23 protein-coding genes are annotated in these 25142 nt (G+C 42.4%); 6 read left to right on the forward strand and 17 right to left on the reverse strand.

All coding sequences use genetic code 11. From position 1 onward, the window contains the following. Positions 1–142: 142 nt before the first annotated feature. Positions 143–1780 carry an electron transfer flavoprotein-ubiquinone oxidoreductase gene (locus R7P67_RS05690; protein ID WP_005373299.1) on the reverse strand — a complete coding sequence of 546 codons (1638 nt, stop codon included), beginning with the start codon at positions 1778–1780 and terminating at the stop codon, positions 143–145. 155 nt (positions 1781–1935) lie between these two features. On the opposite strand from R7P67_RS05690, the gene R7P67_RS05695 reads away from it, so the two are divergent. The 3 genes from R7P67_RS05695 to R7P67_RS05705 all read left to right on the forward strand — a co-directional run bounded on the left by R7P67_RS05695 (position 1936) and on the right by R7P67_RS05705 (position 5725). After that, positions 1936–2688 carry an electron transfer flavoprotein subunit beta/FixA family protein gene (locus R7P67_RS05695; RefSeq protein WP_005373300.1) on the forward strand — a complete coding sequence of 251 codons (753 nt, stop codon included), beginning with the start codon at positions 1936–1938 and terminating at the stop codon, positions 2686–2688. Then, on the forward strand, positions 2685–3611 hold the full coding sequence (locus tag R7P67_RS05700; protein ID WP_285384915.1) for an electron transfer flavoprotein subunit alpha/FixB family protein: 927 nt from the start codon (positions 2685–2687) through the stop codon (positions 3609–3611). The genes R7P67_RS05695 and R7P67_RS05700 overlap by 4 nt, the downstream gene beginning before the upstream one ends. Before the next feature lie 86 nt (positions 3612–3697). Continuing rightward, positions 3698–5725: an acetoacetate--CoA ligase gene (locus R7P67_RS05705; RefSeq protein ID WP_137282727.1), complete on the forward strand. Its 2028-nt coding sequence runs from the start codon at positions 3698–3700 to the stop codon at positions 5723–5725. 176 nt (positions 5726–5901) lie between these two features. Here R7P67_RS05705 and R7P67_RS05710 read toward each other — a convergent pair whose 3' ends face one another. Together R7P67_RS05710 and R7P67_RS05715 are read right to left on the reverse strand one after the other, a co-directional pair. Next, the gene (locus R7P67_RS05710; protein ID WP_318085899.1) at positions 5902–7452 is read right to left on the reverse strand and encodes an alpha-glucoside-specific PTS transporter subunit IIBC; all 1551 of its coding nucleotides are present in this window, start codon (positions 7450–7452) and stop codon (positions 5902–5904) included. A 55-nt stretch (positions 7453–7507) separates the two neighbouring features. Next, positions 7508–8836: a 6-phospho-alpha-glucosidase gene (locus R7P67_RS05715; RefSeq protein WP_005373308.1), complete on the reverse strand. Its 1329-nt coding sequence runs from the start codon at positions 8834–8836 to the stop codon at positions 7508–7510. A gap of 180 nt (positions 8837–9016) precedes the next feature. Here R7P67_RS05715 and R7P67_RS05720 point away from each other — a divergent pair, with 180 nt between their 5' ends. Further along, complete coding sequence (locus R7P67_RS05720; RefSeq protein WP_047101298.1) at positions 9017–9724, forward strand: GntR family transcriptional regulator; 708 nt, start codon at positions 9017–9019, stop codon at positions 9722–9724. 19 nt (positions 9725–9743) lie between these two features. On the opposite strand, the gene mnhG is transcribed toward R7P67_RS05720, so the two are convergent. The 9 genes from mnhG to R7P67_RS05765 all read right to left on the reverse strand — a co-directional run bounded on the left by mnhG (position 9744) and on the right by R7P67_RS05765 (position 17810). After that, on the reverse strand, positions 9744–10037 hold the full coding sequence (gene mnhG, locus R7P67_RS05725) for a monovalent cation/H(+) antiporter subunit G (RefSeq protein ID WP_213916874.1): 294 nt from the start codon (positions 10035–10037) through the stop codon (positions 9744–9746). Continuing rightward, positions 10037–10315 (reverse strand): cation:proton antiporter, encoded by a 279-nt coding sequence (locus tag R7P67_RS05730; RefSeq protein WP_005373317.1) that lies wholly within the window; start codon positions 10313–10315, stop codon positions 10037–10039. Before R7P67_RS05730 ends, mnhG begins: the two co-directional genes overlap by 1 nt. Further along, positions 10308–10784: a Na+/H+ antiporter subunit E gene (locus R7P67_RS05735; protein WP_104976188.1), complete on the reverse strand. Its 477-nt coding sequence runs from the start codon at positions 10782–10784 to the stop codon at positions 10308–10310. Before R7P67_RS05735 ends, R7P67_RS05730 begins: the two co-directional genes overlap by 8 nt. Continuing rightward, positions 10781–12277, reverse strand: a complete 1497-nt coding sequence (locus R7P67_RS05740) for a Na+/H+ antiporter subunit D (protein WP_213965446.1) — start codon at positions 12275–12277, stop codon at positions 10781–10783. Before R7P67_RS05740 ends, R7P67_RS05735 begins: the two co-directional genes overlap by 4 nt. Then, a complete protein-coding gene (locus R7P67_RS05745) occupies positions 12274–12627 on the reverse strand; it encodes a Na+/H+ antiporter subunit C (RefSeq protein ID WP_017633704.1) in 354 nt (117 codons plus the stop codon). Before R7P67_RS05745 ends, R7P67_RS05740 begins: the two co-directional genes overlap by 4 nt. Then, positions 12627–15296: a hydrogen gas-evolving membrane-bound hydrogenase subunit E gene (gene mbhE / locus R7P67_RS05750; RefSeq protein ID WP_318085900.1), complete on the reverse strand. Its 2670-nt coding sequence runs from the start codon at positions 15294–15296 to the stop codon at positions 12627–12629. Before mbhE ends, R7P67_RS05745 begins: the two co-directional genes overlap by 1 nt. Positions 15297–15460: 164 nt before the next feature. After that, entirely contained in the window at positions 15461–15652 is a 192-nt protein-coding gene (locus R7P67_RS05755) for a hypothetical protein (protein ID WP_082245536.1), read from the reverse strand. Positions 15653–15761: 109 nt separating this feature from the next. After that, on the reverse strand, positions 15762–16697 hold the full coding sequence (locus R7P67_RS05760) for a universal stress protein (RefSeq protein WP_005373330.1): 936 nt from the start codon (positions 16695–16697) through the stop codon (positions 15762–15764). 393 nt (positions 16698–17090) lie between these two features. Then, complete coding sequence (locus R7P67_RS05765) at positions 17091–17810, reverse strand: SDR family oxidoreductase (RefSeq protein ID WP_005373333.1); 720 nt, start codon at positions 17808–17810, stop codon at positions 17091–17093. A 135-nt stretch (positions 17811–17945) separates the two neighbouring features. Between R7P67_RS05765 and R7P67_RS05770 the strand changes: the two genes are divergently transcribed. Further along, on the forward strand, positions 17946–18854 hold the full coding sequence (locus R7P67_RS05770; RefSeq protein WP_225472995.1) for a LysR family transcriptional regulator: 909 nt from the start codon (positions 17946–17948) through the stop codon (positions 18852–18854). 90 nt (positions 18855–18944) lie between these two features. On the opposite strand, the gene R7P67_RS05775 is transcribed toward R7P67_RS05770, so the two are convergent. Beyond that, positions 18945–19718 (reverse strand): AraC family transcriptional regulator, encoded by a 774-nt coding sequence (locus tag R7P67_RS05775; RefSeq protein WP_137282732.1) that lies wholly within the window; start codon positions 19716–19718, stop codon positions 18945–18947. Positions 19719–19817: 99 nt separating this feature from the next. Between R7P67_RS05775 and R7P67_RS05780 the strand changes: the two genes are divergently transcribed. Then, positions 19818–20954 carry a multidrug effflux MFS transporter gene (locus R7P67_RS05780; RefSeq protein ID WP_005373339.1) on the forward strand — a complete coding sequence of 379 codons (1137 nt, stop codon included), beginning with the start codon at positions 19818–19820 and terminating at the stop codon, positions 20952–20954. Between the two features lie 114 nt (positions 20955–21068). Here R7P67_RS05780 and R7P67_RS05785 read toward each other — a convergent pair whose 3' ends face one another. The 4 genes from R7P67_RS05785 to R7P67_RS05800 all read right to left on the reverse strand — a co-directional run bounded on the left by R7P67_RS05785 (position 21069) and on the right by R7P67_RS05800 (position 25125). Continuing rightward, entirely contained in the window at positions 21069–21479 is a 411-nt protein-coding gene (locus R7P67_RS05785) for a hypothetical protein (RefSeq protein WP_005373341.1), read from the reverse strand. A 203-nt stretch (positions 21480–21682) separates the two neighbouring features. Then, positions 21683–22186 carry a hypothetical protein gene (locus tag R7P67_RS05790; RefSeq protein ID WP_005373343.1) on the reverse strand — a complete coding sequence of 168 codons (504 nt, stop codon included), beginning with the start codon at positions 22184–22186 and terminating at the stop codon, positions 21683–21685. A gap of 31 nt (positions 22187–22217) precedes the next feature. Then, the gene (locus R7P67_RS05795) at positions 22218–22976 is read right to left on the reverse strand and encodes a hypothetical protein (protein WP_005373345.1); all 759 of its coding nucleotides are present in this window, start codon (positions 22974–22976) and stop codon (positions 22218–22220) included. Further along, positions 22969–25125, reverse strand: coding sequence for a hypothetical protein (locus R7P67_RS05800; RefSeq protein WP_318085901.1), 2157 nt, complete (start codon positions 25123–25125; stop codon positions 22969–22971). Before R7P67_RS05800 ends, R7P67_RS05795 begins: the two co-directional genes overlap by 8 nt. Positions 25126–25142: the final 17 nt, after the last annotated feature.

Below are 25142 nucleotides of genomic sequence, written 5' to 3' on the forward strand. Positions count from 1 at the left end.
TTTGTATTCAGTTTACGTAAACGTCAATTTAAAATCAGAATAGTGCCTGAAAGATTAAGTTGCAATCGAGTTCATCGAGAAAGATTTGAACTAACGCAAACTTTAAGTAAATAAATTGTTAATAAAAATTATTATCAAACGCTTACATATTTGGATAGTTCGGACCACCACCACCTTCTGGCGGAGTCCAGGTAATATTTTGACTTGGATCTTTGATGTCGCAGGTCTTACAGTGGATACAGTTGGCCGCATTTATTTGCAGCTCTGGCTGCTGCTCCCCCTGTACGATTTCATACACGCCAGCCGGACAATAGCGCTGTGCTGGCTCTGCATATAATTCAAGGTTCTGCTCAATAGGGATCCGCTGGTTCTCCAGTCGTAAGTGGCATGGTTGATCTTCCTCATGGAAGATATTGGATAGATAAACAGAAGAGAGGCGATCGAAACTTAACACGCCATCAGGCTTCGGATAGACAATTTCATTGCTGCTTTCCGCCAATAACAGAGACTGATGATCAGGCTTATCACAGCGGATATGCCACTTAGCTTTGCCTTTTAATACGTTATGTTCCAGCAGCGCTAAACCACCGCCCAGCCACGATCCAAAGCGGTGAATGCCACTTGAGAAGTTACGTGCTTGATAAAGCTCTTCATACAGCCAAGACTGTTTGAAATGCTTTTGATAATCAGCAGTAACTGACTGACTCTCAAGGGCTTCACATACTGCTTCAGCGGCAAGCATGCCAGATTTTATTGCCGTGTGTGTGCCTTTGATTTTAGCGCCGTTAAGTGTTCCTGCATCGCATCCAATTAATAAACCACCAGCAAATTGCTGAGTGGGAAGCGAATGAAAGCCACCCTTGGTGATCGCCCTTGCGCCATAGCTAATACGCTTCCCATTTTTGAGGTATTGCTCAATCAACGGGTGGTGTTTAAAACGTTGAAACTCATCAAATGGACTCAAGTGCGGATTCTTATAATTCAAGTCAACAATCAACCCGACGGCAACTTGGTTTCCCTCTAAATGGTAGAGATAACTGCCACCTGTAGCTTCATTTGATAGCGGCCAACCTAATCCGTGCACTACTAAACCTTGCTGATGCTGCTCTGATGGGATTTCCCACAGCTCTTTAAAACCGATAGCGTAATGTTGAGGCGTTTTCTCTTCAGCAAGATTAAATCGGTTAATCAACTGCTTACCAATATGCCCCCGTGCGCCTTCAGCAAATAAAGTAAACTTCGCTCGCAGTTCAATACCAGGTTCGAAATTTCCTTTTTGTTCACCATTTTTGTCTAACCCCATATCGCCCGTGATCACGCCACAAACACGACTATCTTCATCGATGATCGCTTGACTGGCGGTAAAACCTGGGTAGATCTCCACCCCCAAGTTCTCAGCCTGCAACGCCATCCATCGGCATAGACTGCCCAAACTTATGATGTAATTACCTTTGTTATGTAACGTATTAGGCACCGCCCAAGAAGGCAGTTCATGACCATTGATGTCATTGCCTAGATAGTAGGTTTTATCTTGGTTTACTTTGGTATTGAGCGGAGCGCCTTTCTCTTGCCAGTCGGGAAAAAGCTCATCCAAACTTCGCGTTTCAAACACCGCACCCGATAAAATATGCGCTCCAACTTCAGAGCCTTTTTCTACCACGCAAACAGAGAGGTCTTGTTCTTTTTCTGCTGCTAATTGTTTGATTCGGCATGCCGCAGACAAGCCTGCGGGACCTGCGCCTACAATCAGAACATCAAATTCCATGCAGTCTCTTTCCATGATTGCATTCCTTTTTCTTTGCATGTTGCCAACTTGTTAATCAACAATATATTTAAAGTTGACGCAAACGTAAAGGTAAATTAACATCATTTTAAAGACGTCATCACATCGTCTTCACTGTAAACACATAGTCTTCACTGTAAAAGGAATCTAACGTGAAAATACTAGTGCCAATCAAAAGGGTCATTGATCCCTACGTTAAAGTTCGCGTGAAAGCGGACCATAGCGATGTTGAAACCAATAACGTCAAGATGACGATTAATCCATTTTGCGAAATAGCCGTTGAAGAAGCCGTACGACTAAAGGAGCAAGGTATTGCAGATGAAGTCATCGTTGTCAGTGCCGGCGGTAGCCAGTGTCAGGAGCAACTACGTACTGCGCTTGCGTTAGGTGCCGATCGCGCTATTCATATCGATACTGAAGACAAAATAGAGCCATTGGTCGTCGCTAAGCTGCTCAAAGCTCTGGTTGAGCAAGAACAAGCACAGCTTGTGATTACGGGTAAACAATCCATTGATACGGACAACAACCAAGTGGCTCAGATGCTGGCCGCCCTACTTGACTGGCCTCAAGCAACTTTCGCTTCCGACGTGAAGATAGAAGATCAAAAAGTTCAGGTCGTGAGAGAAGTGGACGGCGGCTTGATGACGGTCGCGATGAACTTACCTGCGGTGATCAGTACTGACTTACGCCTGAATGAACCGCGTTTTGCCTCTTTGCCTAATATCATGAAAGCTAAGCGCAAGCCGTTAGATACCATCACACCTGACAGTCTGGGTGTTGAAGTGGTATTTAGCCAAACCATTCAAGAAATCACACCGCCAGCGCAAAGAAAAGGTGGCATCAAGGTTGAATCTGTCTCAGAGCTTCTCGATAAGCTGCGTAACGAAGCGAAGGTGATTTCATGAAGAACTTAATCATAGCAGAGCATGACAATAACCAATTGCATGCTGACACACTCAAAGTGGTTAATGCAGCAAAACAAGTCAGCCAAGACAATGTTTTGATCGTAGTGGGCCACCAGTGTGAAGAAGTCGCTCAACAAGCTTGTCGCGTTGATGGTATATCAAACGTAATTTGTGTCGATGATGAGCAACTTAAGCATCAATTTGCCGAGAGTATCGCACCTATTGTAGTGAGTGTTGCTGAAGGTTTTGACGCAATCTGGGCTAGCTCATCATCAAAAGGGAAAGATCTTGCACCGCGAGTAGCAGCGAAGTTCGGCGTTGGGCAAATTTCCGATATTGTCCAAGTTATCGATGAAAACACTTTTATCCGCCCTATTTACGCAGGAAACGCATTTGCCAAAGTGACCACCAGCGACAAGGTTCGCGTCATCACCGTGCGCGCGTCTGCGTTTGAGCCGGTTACTTGTCACAACCAAGCTGATATTAAGCATCAGCAGGTCACTATCTCAGCTCCAATGATTGAATTGGTTTCTGTCGATAAAACCGTGTCAGAACGTCCTGAATTAAGCGCGGCAGAGGTGGTTGTGTCAGGTGGACGCGGGGTCGGTAGCAAAGAGAACTTCGCGTTGATCGAACAAGTTGCCGATAAACTAGGTGCTGCCATTGGCGCTTCTCGCGCGGCGGTTGATGCCGGGTTTGTTGCCAACGACTTACAAGTGGGTCAAACCGGTAAAATCGTTGCACCTAAGCTTTATATAGCGGTTGGGATTTCCGGTGCCATCCAGCATCTTGCAGGAATGAAGGAATCCAAAGTGATTGTCGCGATCAACAAAGATCCAGAATCTCCTATCTTTGAAGTTGCCGACTATGGATTGGTTGGTGATTTATTCGAGGTACTACCTCAGCTTGCCGAACAACTTTAAACGATCAGATAAGGGGCGAACACTGCTATGTTCGCCCCTTTATTTTGTTTTGGTCATATTCAAAAGAATTGAAATTAGAGGGACCTATGCCAAAATCTGCACCTATTTGGTCACCATCTGCTGAGCGCGTCAGCAATAGCAACTTATTACGGTTCATCGAAAAGGTTAATAAAGACAAAGCCGAAGGTACCGTAATCAACAATTACACGTCTCTACACCAGTGGTCCATTGAGCACAATGATGAATTTTGGCGACATACTTGGCAGTTTTGCAACGTAATCGGAGATATGGGTTCGCAAATCAAGAGCCTTGGCAGTCCCAAATGGACACAAACAGGTTCTAATCATCACCATGTAAATAGAGACACAGTATGGTTTGCTGACGCCACGCTGAACTACGCAGAGAACCTCCTATCTCAGGCTGAACAATCACCAGAGCGTGAGTTTATTGTTTTTAGCAATGAAAGCGGTGAACACCGACAACTCACCGGTAAACAGTTGCTTGAACAAGTTTCCGCCATTCAACAATGGCTACTCAATTGTGGTGTCGGTAAAGGCGATGTCGTTGCGGGTTATTTGCCCTACCTTCCTGAAACCGTTATTGCCATGCTGGCCACCACCAGTCTTGGTGCCATTTGGACTTCAACCTCTCCTGATTTTGGTATCGATAGCGTCGTAGAGCGTTTTGGTCAGGTCAAGCCGAAAGTTCTTTTTTGCTGTGATGGCTACCAGTTCGGAGGCAAAGCTTTCGATATGACGGACAAGAACACCACTCTTAGTAGTAAGTTAAGCAGTGCCTCCGAAGAGACTACTATTAGCGTATGCCAAATCGAATATTTACAAAACGCTGAGAGTGCTAGCACTTCTGAGTTTGTTTCTTGGTCCGATATTACTCACCACTTTTCTCCACAATCAATTCAATATCAACCAACGCTGTTTAATGACCCGTTATTCATTTTGTATTCTTCTGGTACAACAGGTCAACCTAAGTGTATTGTCCATTCCGCAGGCGGTACCTTGCTCAATCACCTCAAAGAACATCAACTGCATTGCGACATCAAATCGCAAGACAAGGTTTTCTACTACACAACATGTGGTTGGATGATGTGGAACTGGCATGTTTCCGCTCTTGCGAGTGGTGCAGCCTTAGTGATTTACGACGGTAGTCCGGTTTACCCTGATCACTCCGTCTTATGGCGATTAGCTGAAGAACATAACGTGTCGCTGTTTGGTACTTCAGCGAAATACTTAGAGGCACTGGAGCAGGCAAACTGCTCTCCAAAACTAGAACATAACCTGAAGTCACTCAAAACTCTGTGCTCAACTGGTTCGGTGCTTTACCCAGAACAATTTAATTATGTCTATCAGCACATCAAGCAGGACTTGCATCTCGCTTCTATCGCTGGCGGCACAGATATTTGCGGATGCTTTGTACTTGGAAACCCTATTTCACCAGTTTACAAAGGTGAATGCCAAGGCGCAGGGCTAGGAATCGACGCACGTGTTCTAGAGGATGGTGGACATACTATTACGCAAAAACGCGGCGAACTGACTTGTAATAACTCGCTACCTAACTTCCCTATTGGCTTCTGGAACGACAACGGCGAACGTTATCACAACGCTTATTGGAGCAAGTTTACCGATATCTGGCACCATGGCGACGATGTGATGCAAACCGAACATGGCGGCTTTATTTTTTATGGCCGTAGTGACGCAACCTTAAATCCAGGCGGCGTACGAATCGGTACCGCTGAAATCTACCAACAAGTGAACGCGTTACCCGAGGTTGAAGACTCCATCGCTGTCGGCAAGTTAAACCAGCAGTCTGAAGAAATCTGGTTATTAGTAAAACTCGCTCACAACGTCGAGTTAACCCAACAACTCACCGATTCAATTCGCCAAACATTGAAAACAAAATGTTCACCGCGCCATGTCCCACGACAAATTTTTGCTATCAGTGATATTCCTAAAACGCGCTCAGGCAAATTGGTTGAGCTAGCAGTGAAACAATTGGTAAACGGACAAGTTGTAAAAAACATTGGTGCTATTGCTAACCCAGAAGTGCTGGAAGAAATTAAAACGCTTTTCAACATAGAAGGCGCCACAGTCACTTAGAGACTCAACAAGTCTTCCAACAATACAGACGGGTATAACCTAACTATATTTTAGCTCGCTCGGTAACTCCTCCCCACTTTCGTGGAAACTGAGCGAAATATGCTTCATGTACACAAAAAAGGTGAGATAATTCTATCTCACCTTTGAGCCATATGAGCGGGAGCATTAGTTGGGGGTTAAGCTTTTATCAGTTGGCTCATATCTTCGCGAACTTGTGGCACCGTTAAACCAACGATGATTTGAAGGCTCTCTTGATTTCTAACAATATTCACCGCTCCGTGCTGTGTGAAAAATGCGTTCTCCTTTACAAGAGAGACATCTTTAACTTTAACACGCAGACGCGTCGCGCAATTAGTTAACAATTCAATGTTTTCTTTTCCACCCAAACCTTCAATAAAGGCACTAGCTTGTGACGGACTTGCGCTACTGTTATGGACCTCTTTCGCTTCTTTGTAGTCAGCTTTTGAATACAACTTACTATCTGCACCTTCACGTCCCGGAGTAAGTATGTTGTATTTTAAAATAAGCGCGCGAAACGTAACAAAGTAAACACCAGTAAACATGAGACCAATAATAATCTGAATCACGTATGTTCCCGCATGGTTACCAGCCAAAGGCAACCAGTTTTGGAAAATGAAGTCTATCAAGCCAGTCTGAAAGTTACCGGAAACACCAAACATAAAGGCGATCGTTGCCATTGTCGCAGATAACAACGCATGCAAAGCAAACAGCGCAGGTGCGATAAATAAGAATGTAAACTCTATTGGTTCGGTGATCCCTGTAAGAATTGCTGTGATTGCGGCTCCGAGCACTAACCCCATCACCATCTTTTTATTTTCTTTTTTCGCAACTGAATAGAGTGCTAGTGCGATACCCGTACAACCAAACACTTTACCCATTCCCGTCAACATCAAACCACCCTGAGGAAATTGTGTCGTTAAACTTTCCGAGCTCTGGGCGAATGTCTGTATATTTTGAATCCAATAGGCAACCGTTCCGCCATCGACTGCAACTGGCCCATAAAAAACGGGACCATATACGAAATGATGCAACCCCGTTGGTATCATGATTCGCTCTAAAAACGTAAATAGCCATACCCCTAACGATCCAGCAGAAACCAAAAATGATTGCAGATTATTAATACCATGCTGAATACTTGGCCAAGTCAAACAAGTTAGAATTGCCATCACGACCATAATTGGGAAGCTAATGATCACAACCAATGGCGTTCCGCCAAATACAGCCGCCCAATCCGGTAGCGCTTTATCAAAGAATCGGTTGTGAACCCAAACAGAGAGACTTGCAATTAAAATCGCACCTAGCAAGTTGGTATCAAGCGTTAGAATGCCACCAACTTCAGTCAAACCTCGCTCACCTTCCGTATAGTTAACGCCCAGTTCTGGCCCCCAAAATTGAAGGATTCCACCAATAACGTAGTTATACGTAATGTAGGAAACAAGTGTTGCAAGTACAGCGCGACCAGATGCTTTTTTAGCTAAAGCGATAGGTAACCCAACGGCAAAAATAAGTGCCATATTTTTAAATACAACGAGTGATGCCTGTAAAATGATCGTCGAGACTTTAACCCAAGCACTCCCCTCTAGTGCCCAAGGAAACACTTCTTGATTTAACAGCACAACAGAGAAACCCAATAACATGCCCGCTGCTGGAAATAATAGAACGGGAACAAACATCGCGGCCCCGAACCTTTGAATAATGTCTTTCATATAAACCTCTTGTTTCATTCACGGAGCCTACAAGTAGGCCCCGAACGTCCAGTTGTTATTGAAAAAATTGAGGAAGGTAGGCTTTATTTTCTTCTAGTAATTGTTTTGTTATTTCTTTAGCTTTTGGCACATTAACCACGGTACGGTTAAGTGTGAGTGCATTAATCAGCTTTTGCTGACTTCCTTCGTACCAAGCATCCACGACTAATTTCTCGTAACCAAGTTGGCTCTCAATCATGGCTTTTTGGAAGGTTGGGATTTTTCCTACAGTAAAAGCTTTCGGTCCATCACTAGTTAGCGCAGCTGGAACTTCTACCATGGCGTCATTTTGTAAATTTGTAATAGCACCATTATTCGGTACGATGACGAGATACACATCGCTCAAGTTGTAGGCAAGCGAAGCCGCGACTCTCACCATGTATCGACCATGGATATCGGCATGCAGTGTTTCGTGCTTCGTGGTGCCCGCTTCAATTATTCTTGCGTTCAATTCGAACACTCGTTTCTCACGGCCGTTAATTACCTGCCTTGCGCGAGTATTATTGATATCCTCTTTCGCCACCATTTTTTCAGGGTACAAATAGTACTGAAGATACGTATTCGGCAAAAACTCTGGATTATCAGCAAGCATTGTTCTCATGTTTTTGAATGTGGCTTGCCACGATGGGTCATCCGCTATTTCCGCATCAACCGCACTGATCCCTTCTTTTAGGATGATATTTTTAATTTTGTCCGTTAAGTCTTCACCCTGTTTGTTACGAATTTTGGTAAACCAGCCATAGTGATTAAGCCCAAAATATTCAGGAACGAAGTCCCAAATTTCACATCCTAACAATTGCGCATAGCTGACCATAATCGCTGCTGGCATATCACAAATATTTAGAATTCGCTTATCATGCGGAAATTCACGATTTAAAGCTTCAGCGACAATTGCCGCTGGGTTGGTGTAATTAAGAATCCACGCATCTGGACACGTTTGTCGGATCTCGTTCACTAGCTGGATCATATCGCCGATAGAGCGAAGTCCATATGCCATTCCTCCCGCGCCACATGTCTCTTGCCCAACACAAGAGTTGGATAGCGGGATTTGTTCATCGCGCTCGCGCATGGCCAACCCACCAGTGCGGATCTGTATAAAGAAAAAGTCCGAATCTGCGAATGCGACAGATTTATCCGTTGTATAAACAAACTCTTCAACTTCTGGATAGTGTTCTCGCAATAGAATTTCAGTAGCTAATGCATTCGACTCTTGGCGTTTCTCATCTATGTCGTAAAACACGACTTTTGCGAGTGGAAAGTTATCTTTTTCGGCAATAAGGCTGTTCATCATACCAAGTGTGTATGTACTGCCAGCACCAACAATCGTTAATTTTTGACGTTTCATTTCGCTACCTCAAATGTTTATCCTGAAAATGTATAAAATAAGTATTAATACTTTTATGATACATTTAAAGTATAAGCACAAAGATACGAGATAAAAATCACACAAAGATCCTAAGGAAAAGTATTAACTACATCTCAGATCACATTCTTGCTATCATGATCCAAGACTTAGCGAGGTATTATGAAACCCAAATACATAGACATTGCGGAACGATTAGAAAAAAAGATCAAAGATGGGGAACTACAACCGAAATCGATGCTTCCAAAAGAGAGTGATTTGCAAGAAGAGTTTTCCGTAAGCCGCGTAACCATCAGAAAAAGCTTACAAATTCTGGTCGACAATAATTTAATTAGTCGGACAAGAGGTAGTGGAACTTATGTAAACGATCTAAAAGCCCAACATGATGCCTTACATTTGCTGGGTTTTATCGAGGAAGTCAGTAAACAGGGGAAAACGCCTAGCTCTCAAGTCATAAAGTTCGAACTTAAAAAGCCGAATGAGCAGGTTGCTAAGCAGTTAAATCTCTCGCCCAATGATGATACATATGAAATACATAGACTCAGATGTATTAATGATGAGCCTGAAATTTACGAAGTCACTCATATGCCAGCAATGTTATTTCCAGACTTGAGCATAGCCATAATGAATGGTTCTAAATATGAGTACATTGAAAATAGCAAAGGATTGAAAATTGCGAAAAGCAGTCAGTCTGTCAAACCGTATTTGTTAGATACAGAGACGGCCTCATACCTGAATGAATCAGAAGCTTCCCCTATTCTAAAAGTTGAGTCCACTGGTTACCTAGAAGATGGTCGTGCATTTGAATATACCGTCAATTACTTCCGACTTCATCAATACAGCTTCGAGTTTATTTCAACTAGGACGTAGTACTATTCGACGCTAATGGTTAATCATTGCGCCAAATCTTATATCCGACCTCTCGCATTGCTCTGCCGAGCAGGTGGGAGGCGACTGGCGCAGTGAGAACGATAAACAACATCGTACCGATAACCCGAGAGATCACGGTAACTTCAGGGAGTGAGAAAGCGACCGCTAATAACAAGCAGCTCACTCCGACGGTCCCAGCTTTGGTCGCTGCATGCATTCGGGTATACAAATCCGGAAGCCTCAGAACACCTAGACTTGCAATCAAGGTCAACAATGTTCCTAAGCATAAAAATAGTCCAATCAACACGTCCATTATTCTTTCTCCTTTCTTTTAACGATCAAACGTGCAAATGCGATCGTGCCGAGAAATGCAACCAAACCTAATGTAATGGCGATATCTAACAGAGCGTCCTCACCGCTGTCTAAGGTGTAAACCGTAATAAATCCGATAGTGATAAATGAAATCAGATCTAACGCCACAACTCGATCAGCTAGCGTTGGTCCTAGAATTAAACGAGCAAAAGCCATAACAAAGCTGAGTAGTAGCCCAGAATAGGCAAAAGTGACCGTTATTTGCAGCCAACTATCCACGCGTCACCTCCAAAATTCGATGCTCTAACCCATCTTTAATTCCGCGAATAACCTCTTCATGTTCAGGTGCAAACATGGCATGAACGATAAGATACTTTTTATCAGCCGTAACATCCAAACTAAGCGTGCCCGGTGTTAAAGAAACCATGTTCGCCAGTAATGTGATTTCTAGATCAGAATCGACCTCCAGAGGGACATAAACGATATCAGGCTGACTCAAATGAGTAGGTGTCACAACGTCCCACACCACTTTCGCAACCGATATAACCATTTCATAAGCGAAGTACATCAATAACTTCAATGCAGATGCAAAACGTTGAAAATAGCTCGTTTTCAATCCAAATGGTTGACTCAACCTTAAAGCAAAAAAACCGACCGTAAATCCGACAACAAAATTCAGACTCGAATAGCTGCCATTAAGCATCATCCACGCTAACGCTAAGAAAAAATTGAGGAATAGATAGATCATGTATTTCCTCCTAACACCACTCTGATGTATTCAGTCGGATTTAACAGTTGTTCTGCAGCTTGAACGGAAAATTGATAAAAAGGCTCCGCCACTAAGCCAATGATTAGCGTCAACGTCGTCAATACAATAATTGGAACGCAGTACAACCAATGTGCTTTGGCCTGCAGAGTCTGTTCTGGCTTCTCTCTAAATGGCTTTTTCCAAAATGCCTCACTCCAAATTTTCGTCATCGAGTAGACAGTAAGCAACCCCACCAATAACGCGGTACCTGCTAACCAGTAATATTCAGCCTGTATGCTCGACTTGATGACCAATAGCTTTCCCCAGAAACCCGATAGCGGTGGAAAACCGGCCAGAGAAAACGCAGGCACAAGAAACAAGAACGCCAACCAAGGCATAGCTTTATATACCCCACCCAAATGTTCAAGTTGACTAGAGCCATATTTGCGCTCGATGAATCCACCTATTAAGAACAAATTCGCTTTTACAATGATGTGATGAACAATGTAGAAAATGGCACCGGCTAAAGCTAAGGGAGTGTAAATAGCCAACCCCATGATCATATAGCCTATTTGGCTAATAATATGAAAAGAAAGAATTTTCTTAATGTCGAATTGGCTAGCCGCTCCTAAAACGCCCGTTAACATGGTTAGCCCTGCGACCCAAATTAACGTCGGTTGCCAGCCACTCTCGGCGAGCGGAAATACCAAGGTAAAGACTCTTATCAACGCGTATACACCGACTTTAGTAAGCAACGCGGCAAACAGTGCCACCACACCGCTTGGTAACGTGTGATAAGAAGCTGGCAACCAAGCAAATAAAGGAAAGAGTGCCGCTTTAATAGAAAAGGCAAACAAAAATAGCGCGGACAGCATCATGTTGATGCTCAATTCATTTTCCCCTACTTTGGTGTAGAGATCGGCCAAGTTCAAGGTGCCCGTTGCGCCATACAATAAACCGATAGCAAGCAAAAATACCAGCGTCGAAATCAGGTTCAACATCACGTACTTTACTGCACCATCAACTTGAGTTTTCGTTGCATCTAACACCATTAAACCAAATGATGAAATGAGCATGACCTCAAACCAAACATACAGATTAAAAATATCTCCAGTCAGGAAAGCACCATAAACGCCAGCAAGCAACACGTGCATTAACGCATGGTAATTGCTATAGGAGGGCTTTCGGTGAAGGTCCGCCATCGCGTAGAAAACACATATCGCACCAATCACCGCCGTTATCATCACCATAGCAACGCTGAGGTAATCTGCGACAAACACGATACCAAATGGCGCACTCCACTGACCAAAAGCAACGGCTTGAATACCATTACTTATGATGTTTTCTGTGAGAAAGCCCGCAACGAAAAGGTTCGAAATCGCACTTACACCGCTCAACCACTCAACACTTTTTGTTGAGCGACGGACGAAGAAGATAGTCAACGCCGTACTCAGCGAGAGAACAACCGGTAACGTAAGCAAAATCGAACTCATTGACCCTCCTCAGAACGTTGCATTTCATCGACGTTTGCAGTTCCAGTGTCTTTATAAGCTCGATAGAACAGCATTAAAGCAAAAATAAGTAGTCCAAAACCGATGACTATCGCAGTTAAGATAAGCGCTTGAGGTAAAGGATTTGCCGCGCTATCTGGTGGTAAAAGAGCATTATCGCCAATCAATGGCGGCTCTCCGGGCGTCAGCCTTCCAGCGGTAAAAATAGCAAGGTTAACCGCACTACTGAGTAACATGATGCCGAACAAAAGGCGCAAGATATGCTTTTCAAGCATTAAATAAACACCTGCTGCGACAAATACTCCAACGACAACACTCCAGACTATTTCCATCACTCTAGCTCCTCATTAATACGAAGCAGCATACCCATCACGCCACCTATAACGGCAAGGTAAACACCAACATCAAAAACCAATGGCGTCCCTAGTGGTATCACGTCTTTCCACCACAGTCCGGTCAAAAACGGTTTATCAAACGCAAAGCTCAAAGCACCAGAAACTAAGCTCAATGCGATGCCAGATAACGCAATGAGAAACGGTTTGAAATACAACCTAGAACGAACGTATTTCGGTGATTCCGCGAACATGAGAAGTGATAAACCAATAACGGCAATCAACGCACCAATAAAGCCACCACCCGGTTCGTTATGACCACGTAACAACAGATACACTGAAAATACGAGCATGAGTGCCGAAACAATGTGTGCCGTGGTTGCAAAAATTAATGATTGGATACGATTTTGCTTTTTCGCTCTTGTCTTAAGCAAACTCACTGCAGCAATCCCTGCAATAACAACGACAACAACTTCTCCCAATGTATCAAATGCGCGAAAGTCGACCAGAATAACGTTAACAATGTTTCGCCCATGTCCACCTGGGACACTGTTTTCTGCAAAGAAATCTGACACCGAAGAGTCCATCGGCTGAGACGTGATTCCTAACAAAAGTAAAGTAACCGAAACACCTATCACACCTGCTATGCAAATATTCGCTACTTTACGTTTTATTGAATGCTTGGGCACGGTGGTTAGACGTGGCATATGACGCATTAACAATGCAAGAAAGACCACCATTAATGTTTCCACTAACAGTAAAGTCTTCGCAACGTCCGGGGCGCTATAAATCATAAAAACAAGCGTGGTCATGAAGCCAATCATACCAAGCGCAGAAATCGCAAGAAGTCTTGCGTGGGACAACGTACATACGAGCGCAGCACCAATCAACAATAAGGCAATACCAATCTCATAGAAAGTGACACTTGAAAGTTCGCCAACCAAAGGCAGAGGAATAAGCGCTACCTGACTCAGTAACGCAACGGCAAGTACCGTGAAAAATAATAGGACATAGCGACTCAATTTCTTTTGCTGTAACCGCGCCGTTTGCCACTTCGCCCCTGTCATCATGCCATCTAATAGTCGTTCAAAAATATTCTCCGCTTTGGGGACGAATAGATGTAGCCGCTGAAAAAATGCAGACACAGTAGGATAAACACGGTACACCACATACCCCAACGCTAGCGTAATAACGCTTAACACTAACGGTACATTCACGCCATGCCATAGTGATGTCTCTTTAAGAGTTGCTGTGGGCAGAATGTCAGCAGAGCCCGGAAAAATAATATTGCGATCTAACCAATTCAAACCGAATAACGGAACTAGGAGGCTGCCAACTGCCAAGAGCAAAGGCGAGATCCACATGGCTTTTTTTGTCTCAACTGGCTTAGTTTCAATCGGCACGAGATCACGGCGAGCAAAGAATGGTCTCGCAATAAGCATAATGGTTAGCGCGACCATCAGTATATTCACGATTAAAAGTACAAAGGCGATCCAGTTATTGAGCTCTACTGCGGACTTGTACATGTATTCTTTGCTCAAAAAGCCTAACAACGGCGGGAACCCCGCTTTAGACAATGCAGCCAAACTCCCCGCAACCATGCTGATGACGAGAACTGACTTCAGGCCGTACAATTGATCAATATCTCGTGTTCCTGTCGCTTTGTCGATATTACCCACCACCATAAACAGCGCAGCTTTATAGAAAGAGTGAGCGAGAATAAACATCAATACTGCACTAACGGCCAAATCTGTGCCCATACCTAGTAATAATGTTAATTTACCCAAAGCAACATTCGTGCTGTAGGCTAGCATCAGCTTCAAGTCAGTTTGTTTTAATGCGACAAATGTGCACCAAATGGCCGTGATACTCCCAGTGATGACTAAAGCATAAAACCAGATCTCGCTGTGGGCATAAACTGGCGAAAAACGTGCTAATAGGTAAATGCCTGCCTTTACCATTGTTGCCGAGTGTAAATACGCACTGACCGGAGTGGGAGCTGCCATCGCGTTAGGTAGCCAAAAATGAAACGGGAATTGCGCAGATTTAGTAAATGCACCGAGTAGTATGAGCACTAGAGATGGGATAAACCATTCATGCTGCGCAATAGTGTCTGCCTGCTCGATGATGGTATTTAGCTCATAACTCCCTGCCATTGCTCCCAGCAAGATAAGACCAGCTAGCAACGCTAGTCCACCAGCACCGGTAACAATCAGCGACTGCAAGGCGTTTTTCCGAGACGTTTTATTTTCGTGATTAAACCCGATCAGTAAGTAAGAAGTGATGGTGGTGAGTTCCCAGAAAACAAATAACAACAGAATGTTATCGCTCATCACAATCCCTAGCATGGCAAGCATGAATAGGGTTAGATACAAATGAAAGGAAAACCGGCTATCACTTTCTCGTAAATAAGCCAAAGCGTAGATTTGAATCAGTGCGCCAATCCCACTGATCAGTCCCGCAAAAAGAAATGAAAGACCATCTAATCTAAAGCTAAGGTTGATATCGAGGCTTGGTATCCATTCCGCATTCCAGCTCACGCCTGCAGGAGTATAGATGTAGAAGAGAAAAGAGAAGATTAAAACTGGCAGCGCAGGGAAAATCAGTAAGACCAACTGATTATCTAGGTTTTTCGGCAGGTTTTCTTTACCCGTTATGTTATTCAACATCGCAGCCCATTCGTTGTTATAAGAAGGTACGCCCTATTCGGCGCAAATGACAAACTCCACTGTATTGTTTTAGCCCAAGCGCTTCAAAAACGATCATGAAACTAAGGGAAAAGTAGCAAACAGTAATCACTGAGTGCTACTTAGAGGAACGCCGATACAAACCGCTATTTGCTGTCTGCTACGGCATAAGAACGTAGGTCACTACTTACATATTCTTGGCTGAATGTATATGGATTATCGTCATCAGCTAACTCGAATGCATCGTAGGTGCAGTCACCGATATCATTTCTCGGACAAACATAAACATTCGAACGTTCTATCATTTCTGTGTGGCATTTCGGGCATAGGTTTTTCATGTCACTCTCCTCTGATAACTTATTGATACACTGATAATTCCATGTTCTAGAGATCCATCTCCCTCCTTTACCTAAAACATCACTTAAACCCAACTTTGTTACACCCCAATTACTGAATCGGTGAGACAAAACCATCGGGCTTAAGAGCGACCAAACTACAGTTAATCGATTGCAAAATATTTTCAGCCGTATTACCAATGACATAACCAGATATACCAGTCCTCGCTAAGGTACCCATGACCAACACGTCTACCTCAATACTTTCTACGTAATCTGGAATCTTTTCGTCGGGTTTTCCATGAAGGTGGTGAATCACAATTTCACCTGTAATCCCAGACTCCTCCAACAGCTGTTGCAGAGCTTGTTTATGATCGGCTTTTGCCTTATCGAGTTCATGTTTCAACTCAGCATCATCGACTTGAATCCAAGCGTTACCATTAAGGTAGTTTTCTAAGTAATACTCCCAGCAAGAAATCACGTGTAAACGACTATCGCAGGTGTCGGCTATCGAACGCGATAATTCGAGTAAACGCACGGCTAATGAGTGCTGTTCATCGCTTGCCGTTAATGGGTCGATAGCCACAGCAACACGGCGTTTATCTCTTGGCTTATCAATTGGTCGGTGCAACCAAAGCGGACAAGGGCATTTTCGTAACAGAGTCATATCAATAGCTTTAAAACCCTCAGCACCTTCACCGAGCGGTTCAGCTTCTTTGATGATGAGATCTTTGTTATCAGCTAATGCTTCTTGAATAATACAGACAGCGGGCTTTTCACTGCTTTTCACAGTAAGAGGAAATGCGAGATCCTCTTCAGAGAGTCCCAGCTTCTGTCTGTATTCGTGAATACTTTGTTTGAGGGAGTCTTGCAGCGATTGCTCATAACTTTGCTGATACTGGATCATGTCTGTTGGGAAATCAGGACACGCTATTAGCCCTGAGACAGGCACTTTGTTGCTAGATGCAATCCTCATCGCCTGCTCGAGGGCGTCACTATGGCCTGGCAATCCTTGTGTTGCAAAAAGTATGTTTGCGAATCGTTTCATACACACCTCCTTGTTTGGTTAAATATTAACCACCCACAAAGTATAATACCTAACGGATAATTGTAACGGCTTGTGACGTTGATGAAATCAATTCTCATTAAGAGACGGATATTGCTTCATTTTGTTTTACGTCACACTCTCCTTTCTTCACAACTATCGCCTTCGACCTAAATAAATTCCGCTACCTAAAGTTGAGACCAAATAAAAACCCAAATTACTCAAAGTTTTTTCTCACCTTGAGTAACTTGGGTATAAGCAATAACACACTTAGTGTCCGGATTTAAATGGATGACCTAAATTTTCACGCAACTTAGTTTAAAGATGCCATCTCAATCACGAATCGATATGCAAAGTTTTACGGCTTTAGTGACCTAAAATCGCCGTAACTCAATGTTAAGGTTGTTGTTTTGTCGGTGCCAAAGCAATTTCACGAACACATACACCTTGCGGTTGCTGATAAGCAAACAGCACTGCGCGTGCGATGTCATCTGCGGCCAACACACCGCCCATATCCACCTTCCAGGCGTCATAACCATCTTTAATATCTTGAGACGTTGTATGTGAAAGTAATTCCGTTTCCACTGCACCAGGTGCAATCGTCGTAACGCGAACATTCGATGACGCAACTTCTTCACGTACGTTTTCAGAAATAGCATGAACCGCAAATTTGGTACCGCAATAAGCAGCATGATCAGGGAATGTTTTCTTGCCCGCAATAGAGCTGATGTTAATGATCGTACCACTGTTACGTGCTTTCATCGGTGCTAGGACGGACTGCATGCCATTGAGCAAGCCAATTACGTTCACATCAAACATGCGCTTCCACTCCGATGCTTCCTGAGTATCTATCTGACCTAGAAGCATAACGCCTGCGTTATTTACAAGTGCATCTACCGGACCATACAACGCTTCAGCTTTCTCAATTGCAGCCTCAAAAGAAGCTTTGTCGGTCACATCTACCTTTTCACAAAGCGTATTTGGTAAGTTTAATGCTTCCAAACGTTCTACACGTCTTGCTAACAAAAGAAGAGCATGGCCCTGTTCACTGAAGTGACGTGCAATCGCTTCACCAATGCCTGAACTAGCGCCTGTAATAACAATTAACTTTTTCATTTTGAATCCTTAATCGAACGGTTTACATCAGTGGCGGTAAGTTTATGAAAACTTTGTTTGTTGATATATACCGACCTAGTTGAAACACTGTTGTTATACTGCAACAATACTTTTTTGAATTATGAAGAAGTCATCATGCAAACACACATCAACCTTGCGGATATTCGCTCCTTCGTCCTAATCGCTCAACTAGGAAACTTCACGAAAGCAGCAGAGCAACTTGGCGTTTCTCGCTCACACGTTTCACGTCAAATAACAAATCTGGAACAACAGATTGGTGTCACTTTGCTCCAAAGGACAACTCGAACACTGAACCTCACCGAAGCAGGCAAGGTTCTGTATAAACAGTGTGAAACTGCCCTTCACAATATTGATCAAGCTGTTATGGCAGTGGTTGATGATGTAGAAGACTTAAGAGGTGACATTCGTATCAACTGTGTGGGGGGTTATTTAGGAGAAGACGTTGTCGCAGATATCGTTGCTCAGTTTCTAATCCAACACCCACAAGTGAGCATTAACTTAGATTTTAGCAGCCATCGTGTCGATTTAATCGCGGATGAATTCGATATCGCTTTTCGAATGGGAAAGTTAGACGACTCCAACTTTATCGCTCGCAAACTGATCGATGTGAAAATGGGGACATACGCAAGCCCTAACTATTTAGAAACATATGGCTATCCTTCACATCCAAAGGACTTAGAAAAACACATTTGTTTGACAGGTAGTGTGACACGGTGGGCATTTGAGAACACAAATACAAAGCAGTCAACGGAACACCAGATACGTGGACAGTTACGATGTAAGAGTGGCAGAGTAATGATAAAAGCAGCCCTGGCGGGAAATGGCATCATCCGTGTGCCAGCACTTTATTGTCAACAAGAACTCCAGACAGGCAAGCTAAAAGAAGTGTTTACCAATTGGAGCATTCCGAGTGTGGAATTTTCACTCCTTTATCATCACGACCGACATCAACCAAAACGCATCCGAGCCTTTGTTGATTTTACCACGCAATACTTTCGCAAACTGCAGAGTAAAGACAAGTAACCTGCACGTTGGTACCTGTCTATGTATGCTTTATAGGCTGAGCCTGTGAACCTGGGGTTTGTTCTAGAAAGAGTGTGAGCATTTTGACGCTTAAGGTTTGGTTTTCATAAACGTCAGAGGTGTTTGTCCAGTTTGCTTTTTGAAAAATGCAATAAAAGCACTGTCTGACGAAAACTCCAGCCAATCGGCAGCTGCGCTGACTGGCATGCCCGTTGATAACAATTCAACTGCCTTTAAAAGCCTCCACTGTTGCCGCCAATCTTGATAATTCATTCCCGTTTCCGACTTAAATAATCGTGTTACCGTCTTGGTGCTTGCCCCAACTTTGCTTGCAAGAGTAGTAAGTGAAGGAGCTAGAAATGAAGGTTCAACCAACTCTCGACGAAACGTTGTTAAGCGCCGATGTGATGGCAAAGGCAACTGAAACGAATAACGTTTCGCAGCATAAAACTCCTCCCAAAAAAGCGCCGTCGTATTTACCATCTCGCTGCTAGGCTTATCCCACTCCCAAAATGACATTTTATCAATAAGAGCTTGGAGTAAATTATTCACTTCTATCATCGTGATCTTACTCGGACAGGCAAACTCCTCACAATCAAAATACAAAGATCGGTACGCCACCACATTCGTCATTAGTGCGCGATGCGGCGTATTAGGTGGGATCCAAACCGCCTTTGTCGGTGGCAAAATACAAATCGAGTCTTCCAGAGCAAAACTCATACAACCTTGAGGTGCGTACAATAACTGCCCTTTCTTGTGCATATGCATACCTGAGTCGTGCTTGCCAATATCCGCAGCAATTCCCACTACACAATTAGAAATTTTGTCTGCATCAAATTGTGTTTTTTCGTTAATAAGCGCCATTTTGTCCGAATGTTGATGTATTTGGTTTTTATGTTGTTATTAGATCAATCATAGCCTCATTTATACTGCCCGCCAACTTCATTAACGATGGGTAACAATATGAATACTAAGCCCTCTTTATGGCTCATGCTGGTTATGTTGATGTTTCCGCAAATTGTAGAAACTATTTATAGCCCAGCGCTGAGCTCAATCGCTCTTTCATTTGATGTAAACCACGCACAAGCAGCCCAAACATTGTCGATTTACTTCCTAGCTTTTGCCATTGGCGTTGTAGTTTGGGGAGTTCTCGCAGATAAACTGGGAAGAAGGCCCACCATGCTTATTGGGCTCTTTATCTATGGCTGCGCATCTTTACTCGCAACTCAAACCGAAAGCTTTGCTGTTGTCATGACCGCGCGAGCCCTAAGCGCATTTGGTATCGCGGTAGGATCCGTTGTCACACAGACCATGCTTCGTGACGCGTTTGACGGTCAAGAACTGAGTAAAGTCTTTAGCTTAATGGGGATGGGTATATCAATCAGCCCGGTAGTTGGCATGCTATTAGGCGGGCAGCTTACAGCGCTTGGTGGATACCGTTATGTGTTTTTTGCCTTGTTTTTAATCGCGTTAGTATTGCTCGCTTACAACGTTATTAAGCTTCCTGAAACACAGAAGGAACAGACACCAGTACGGTTGCATCAACTTAGCTGGAAAATGGTAAGAGACGCGCGAATTTGGCGCTCAGGATTACTGGTTGCTTTGTATAACATTGCTCTATTTTCTTATTACCAGCTTGGCGCATTTACTTTCTCGGTACTTGGGTATAACTCCGAACAATTTGGATACAGTGGCATGGTACTGGGGTTAGGCACTCTGCTTGGGAGTTGTTTAAACAAATCCCTAGTGTCTAAAAATGTTCGAAAAAGCCAACTACTTTGGCTCTCAGCAGTATTGCTTAGTTTGGGATCAGTCGGTGTGTTGATTCTGAGCCAATCAATCTGGTTTGTTGCTCCAATGGTGTTAGTCGTCATGTCTTATGGGATTGCGATACCCAATATACTCAGTGACGCACTCGTTGATTATAAACAACAGGTAGGTAGCGCAGGCGCTTTATTTGGGCTCATGTACTACATCATGATCGGGACGGGATTAGCGATGGCTGGAACAGCACAAAACTTAGGTGTCGTTCTATTAGCATGTAGCTGTTTAGCGATTTTATTAGCGTTTTCTAAAAGGCAAGTTCATACCAACTTGTGACCAGATACTACGCATTACTTGCCTAATCTTCCGAAGATTGGTCTACATCTTTTCTAACGGTTAACTAAAACGTAAATAAAAAGCGCCTGTCGGCGCTTTAATTATCCATAGATCTTATTGCCATGTTGGCTCGCCAAACTCTTCACAACGTTGCTTGTCGTAATTTTCAATGCGCCCGCGTTTACCTACAAACTGAACCTGAACAACCATTCCAGCTTCAACATATTCACTGAAATAATCGCAAGAAACACGAAAACTAGTATCGCGTATAACAATTGGTACCCATTCATAGCCGCCGCTGCGTGGTAAGTAAGACTTGAAGGTAATGACCCCGTCATCTGAAACGTTGATTTCTTCATCATATTCATTCAACTTATAAAAACGTTGTCCATCAAACTCTGTCTTTGCTTTTTCAATTATTTCCTTCGTTGCTGTCGATTGCATCGGCGTATTTGAGACCAGTTGACACCCAACAACAGATGTCAATACGGACAAAGCCAAAGCGAGTTTAGTTATTTTATTCATTTACCTAACCACTGTTGAATTATTCAACACTTACCATTTTAAAAGGAGGGAGACCATACTTTATTTTAAAGAAAATAAAAAGCGCCTTTCGGCGCTTTTTATCTGAACATTTCTTATCCAAACGTCTCGAGTAGATTTTCTAGAAAAGCTAACTTTTTATTACAATGAATTTTATTTAGGCTCTCACCGGAATCTATTGCTATTTAACCCCAAGCTTCAAACTCATTAGGCTTTACGTGTTTTATTTTTAATCTAACGTTGGGATCCAGAGCTGTTTCAGTTCCCAATTCACAGTAGTACTCAACAGCATTTTCATCTTCAATCATGTCAACGAAGCTAGCAACGACACTCAACCGTCCACCACCTCTAGTCAATGAAAAGTACGCATTCTTGTTTTCATTTACTTCAAATTTCAAAGGAATGAATTCAGGTTCTTCAAGAGAAATATCTATCCATTTATAGTTATCTAAACTCTTCCCCTTTCGTGGGGCATAAACTGTTTTCAACCCATTTTCGTCAACAACGAAGTACATCGAATTCTCAGCTTGATTAAAGCAAGCTTTCAAACTGCCACCTTTATTTTCTAAATCACACGTAAATATGACAGAATTTTGGTTGCAGCTTGCACTTACAAAATTTGAAAACGACACAATAAATGAAAACCCGACCATCACAATTGATTTATAAATTTCATTGAATTTAAGCATTTCAACTACATTAAAAATAAAAACAATATATTCACTTTATATTAAAATAGTCTTCATCAGGGAATTTTTCGTTGGTTTTGTTAGTACTATACTTTCCATTATATGGATTAATCGTCAGTTCTTCACCATTATTATCAAACTTAAACTGCCTTCCATCAAACTCTCCCTTTATCCTTAAACTTACTCTACCTTCAATAATCTCAACATATTCATATCTTGATGAAAAACTATTCCAGCAAACATCTCGCCTATGTTCGTCATAATTAGCAGAAAAAACTATTGTAGAAGAACAATAATTCTCTTCTCCATTTCTATTCCAATACAAAATCCTATCTTTAGGTATGTTCATATTAAAATTATCTCTCTGGAAAATGTAAGACAACACGCCAGTATAATTATTATTAGCGTTTTTTATTATTTTACCATTATCTCTGTCCAATAATGTATGATCGATAATATCAAAACCATAATCGTAAATGTCATAACTAAGGTTCAAACTACCAATCTCTTTTGGAACTTCTTTTTTTTCTGTGTCAAAAATAAAGTATGCTTCGCTATTTATATTACCATTAGTCAAGTCAACCAAATAAAGCTCTTCATTCAATTTAATTAAATCGCTTGTGCCACATGAGTCAAAAAAGCTAAAATCATATGAAGTTCCATTTGCTTTTAGAGAATATTGACAAAAAGGCCCCTCAGCCTCTGTGAATTTTTGCTCTTGCGTAATACTGCTTTCCGCAAAAGAATATGTTGATAAAAAGATTAAACTAAATGTAATCATTTTATTCATTTATCATTAACTCCAGCTTGTGATGTACACTCTTACTTCTTTTATAGTAATTTTTATTGATCATTGAACTATCCTTAAGATAAAACTTACTAAAGTCATAGTTATCGGATATTGAATTACAATTAATCAACTTTGAAAGTTTTAATAAGTTATTTTTTCTCTCTAACAAATGATTGTAACCACCATTTACTGAGATCGTTACACGAAATAGATCATTCTTGGTAGCGAATGGACGAATATCTCCCCAAGCACTACCTTTTACCCAAAACCACCCTGAAGAATCTACTGCCGTGTGTAAATCTTTAGCAACGCTTTCTATCATTTCTTTTGTAATATCTTTAGTATTCACACCAAAGTATTTAGCATAGTTTTCTATATGTGTTATCTGTAATAAACCACGTCCATGATAGAATGCACCACCTCTGTACTTATTCCATTTCTCTGGATATTTCCCGTTATAATAGTACTCTTCCGTCGTTTTGAAAAAATCACTTTCTTGAAATGCTTGAGACAGAAAGTGGATTTTATTCAAACAATCATCGATTTCATACGTCCTAAACATGTCATTCAAGCTATTTAATAACTCATCTAAAGAAACATTTCTCATACTGTCATAATGAGAGTTCTCAAAAATAGTTTCTTTTCCACCTAAGACTTCAAGTAAAAAACTCTTGGAAATATCACGATTACAGAAACATTTACTTTGGGTGTGATTTCCTACAAAAGGCCAATAATGCCAAAGGCTCTTATCATCGCTTAGTTGCAAATCACCTTGTAAATCTTGTATCCATGAGAACTTATCTGCTCTTTCCAGTTCGAATTGCGAGAAAAGATCAAAGCTATCCATCACTTGATCGCGCCATGGGGAGTTACGGTAGTCCTCTATAGTTACAAAACCAGCGGAGCACTTAATATCTAGAGCTTCCTTTGCGGTCTGATGGATTGATTCATAAAGACTTTGTGACGACTCTGTATGCCAATCTGTAGGATGTTTCACAATAAATCGCTCAAAGTGTTTACGCTTACCGTCTAAGTATACTTTGGCATCGCGAGCAGTGAACGAGGAGAAGTCCGTTACTTGATCTTCTGTCACAGATTCTAGTAATTGCTGAATAAACGAATTACTCATATCAACGGCACCGCTACTATCGGCCCCATCGAGAACAACAAGTGGATTTTCTTCCGCATTTTTGGGAGAAATCTGTTTTTTGAAAAATTCGGGCGGCTCCTCAAAAGAGAACATCTCGATATGCACACGATTATCTTCTTTCTTAGTTCCAATTGCATCGTTACTGTACTCATGCAGTCCCATGTAACCGATATCTTCCCCAGCTGAAACCTTTATCCCCTCTCTAAATAGGAGTGGGAGTAAAGAAACCACACTACCGTCCCTAATCATTGCCGCCTTGTCCGACATCCATTTAGGTTCTGAAACTGGTTCTGATAGGACAGCAGAGGAATCTTCTAAAATGTCAAAGTCACTATTGAGACCCGAAGCAAACCAAACAATCTTGTTTAACAGTGCTTTTTCGCTACCACTTGCCGATTTACCATTCTCTACCACACGACACTTTATCATTTTGTAGGTATTTTTGTCGATCTGGTATGGATGGGTCTCCTTCTCTTCTGCATACAGGTATTCAAGTAATGTTCCTTTAGACATCGACTGTTTTTTTTCACCAGAATTAGTAGGCACATCACTATGTTTGAAAGTGCGTACATTTCTCGCTTCTTGTAAACGGTAACGCGTGGTTATAGATGAATTGGCGCCAATATCTGAAGGTGGCGCAAGGTGCATATAAAGTGTATAGAACTTAAATACATCTTCATTATCTTCGGGGTTTACAGCCTCATGCTCGATAAGCATAAAGTTATTACTATACTTAAACTCTTGCTCTTGGTACGTTGATGTTAGGTAATCAGGATTTATGCGAAATGCCACTATTTTTCCATCAAGCATCGCTTGAATAGGTCTGAGCCCTTTCCCCCACGGTAACATTTTTGATGTTAAGTGAATGCCACTATGCCAACCGTACCCTTGTCCTATTAAATAACGACCGCTCTTAGCTTGATCAAACAATTTCGTAAAATCACTGAGCGTGTAGTAAGCGTCACCTTCTCGCTGCGCTATCGGAAAAACTGCATCCATGATTTAAATGTCCTAGT

This window comes from Vibrio sp. Vb0937 (assembly GCF_033338855.1).

Bases quoted from the DNA above. Each gene is read 5' to 3' on its own strand.
- R7P67_RS05690 (WP_005373299.1), bottom strand. From the start codon at position 1,780: ATGGAAAGAGACTGCATGGAATTTGATGTTCTGATTGTAGGCGCAGGT.
- R7P67_RS05700 (WP_285384915.1), top strand. From the start codon at position 2,685: ATGAAGAACTTAATCATAGCAGAGCATGACAATAACCAATTGCATGCT.
- R7P67_RS05705 (WP_137282727.1), top strand. From the start codon at position 3,698: ATGCCAAAATCTGCACCTATTTGGTCACCATCTGCTGAGCGCGTCAGC.
- R7P67_RS05710 (WP_318085899.1), bottom strand. From the start codon at position 7,452: ATGAAAGACATTATTCAAAGGTTCGGGGCCGCGATGTTTGTTCCCGTT.
- R7P67_RS05715 (WP_005373308.1), bottom strand. From the start codon at position 8,836: ATGAAACGTCAAAAATTAACGATTGTTGGTGCTGGCAGTACATACACA.
- R7P67_RS05720 (WP_047101298.1), top strand. From the start codon at position 9,017: ATGAAACCCAAATACATAGACATTGCGGAACGATTAGAAAAAAAGATC.
- mnhG (WP_213916874.1), bottom strand. From the start codon at position 10,037: ATGGACGTGTTGATTGGACTATTTTTATGCTTAGGAACATTGTTGACC.
- R7P67_RS05735 (WP_104976188.1), bottom strand. From the start codon at position 10,784: ATGATCTATCTATTCCTCAATTTTTTCTTAGCGTTAGCGTGGATGATG.
- R7P67_RS05740 (WP_213965446.1), bottom strand. From the start codon at position 12,277: ATGAGTTCGATTTTGCTTACGTTACCGGTTGTTCTCTCGCTGAGTACG.
- R7P67_RS05745 (WP_017633704.1), bottom strand. From the start codon at position 12,627: ATGGAAATAGTCTGGAGTGTTGTCGTTGGAGTATTTGTCGCAGCAGGT.
- mbhE (WP_318085900.1), bottom strand. From the start codon at position 15,296: ATGTTGAATAACATAACGGGTAAAGAAAACCTGCCGAAAAACCTAGAT.
- R7P67_RS05755 (WP_082245536.1), bottom strand. From the start codon at position 15,652: ATGAAAAACCTATGCCCGAAATGCCACACAGAAATGATAGAACGTTCG.
- R7P67_RS05760 (WP_005373330.1), bottom strand. From the start codon at position 16,697: ATGAAACGATTCGCAAACATACTTTTTGCAACACAAGGATTGCCAGGC.
- R7P67_RS05765 (WP_005373333.1), bottom strand. From the start codon at position 17,810: ATGAAAAAGTTAATTGTTATTACAGGCGCTAGTTCAGGCATTGGTGAA.
- R7P67_RS05770 (WP_225472995.1), top strand. From the start codon at position 17,946: ATGCAAACACACATCAACCTTGCGGATATTCGCTCCTTCGTCCTAATC.
- R7P67_RS05775 (WP_137282732.1), bottom strand. From the start codon at position 19,718: ATGGCGCTTATTAACGAAAAAACACAATTTGATGCAGACAAAATTTCT.
- R7P67_RS05780 (WP_005373339.1), top strand. From the start codon at position 19,818: ATGAATACTAAGCCCTCTTTATGGCTCATGCTGGTTATGTTGATGTTT.
- R7P67_RS05785 (WP_005373341.1), bottom strand. From the start codon at position 21,479: ATGAATAAAATAACTAAACTCGCTTTGGCTTTGTCCGTATTGACATCT.
- R7P67_RS05790 (WP_005373343.1), bottom strand. From the start codon at position 22,186: ATGCTTAAATTCAATGAAATTTATAAATCAATTGTGATGGTCGGGTTT.
- R7P67_RS05795 (WP_005373345.1), bottom strand. From the start codon at position 22,976: ATGAATAAAATGATTACATTTAGTTTAATCTTTTTATCAACATATTCT.
- R7P67_RS05800 (WP_318085901.1), bottom strand. From the start codon at position 25,125: ATGGATGCAGTTTTTCCGATAGCGCAGCGAGAAGGTGACGCTTACTAC.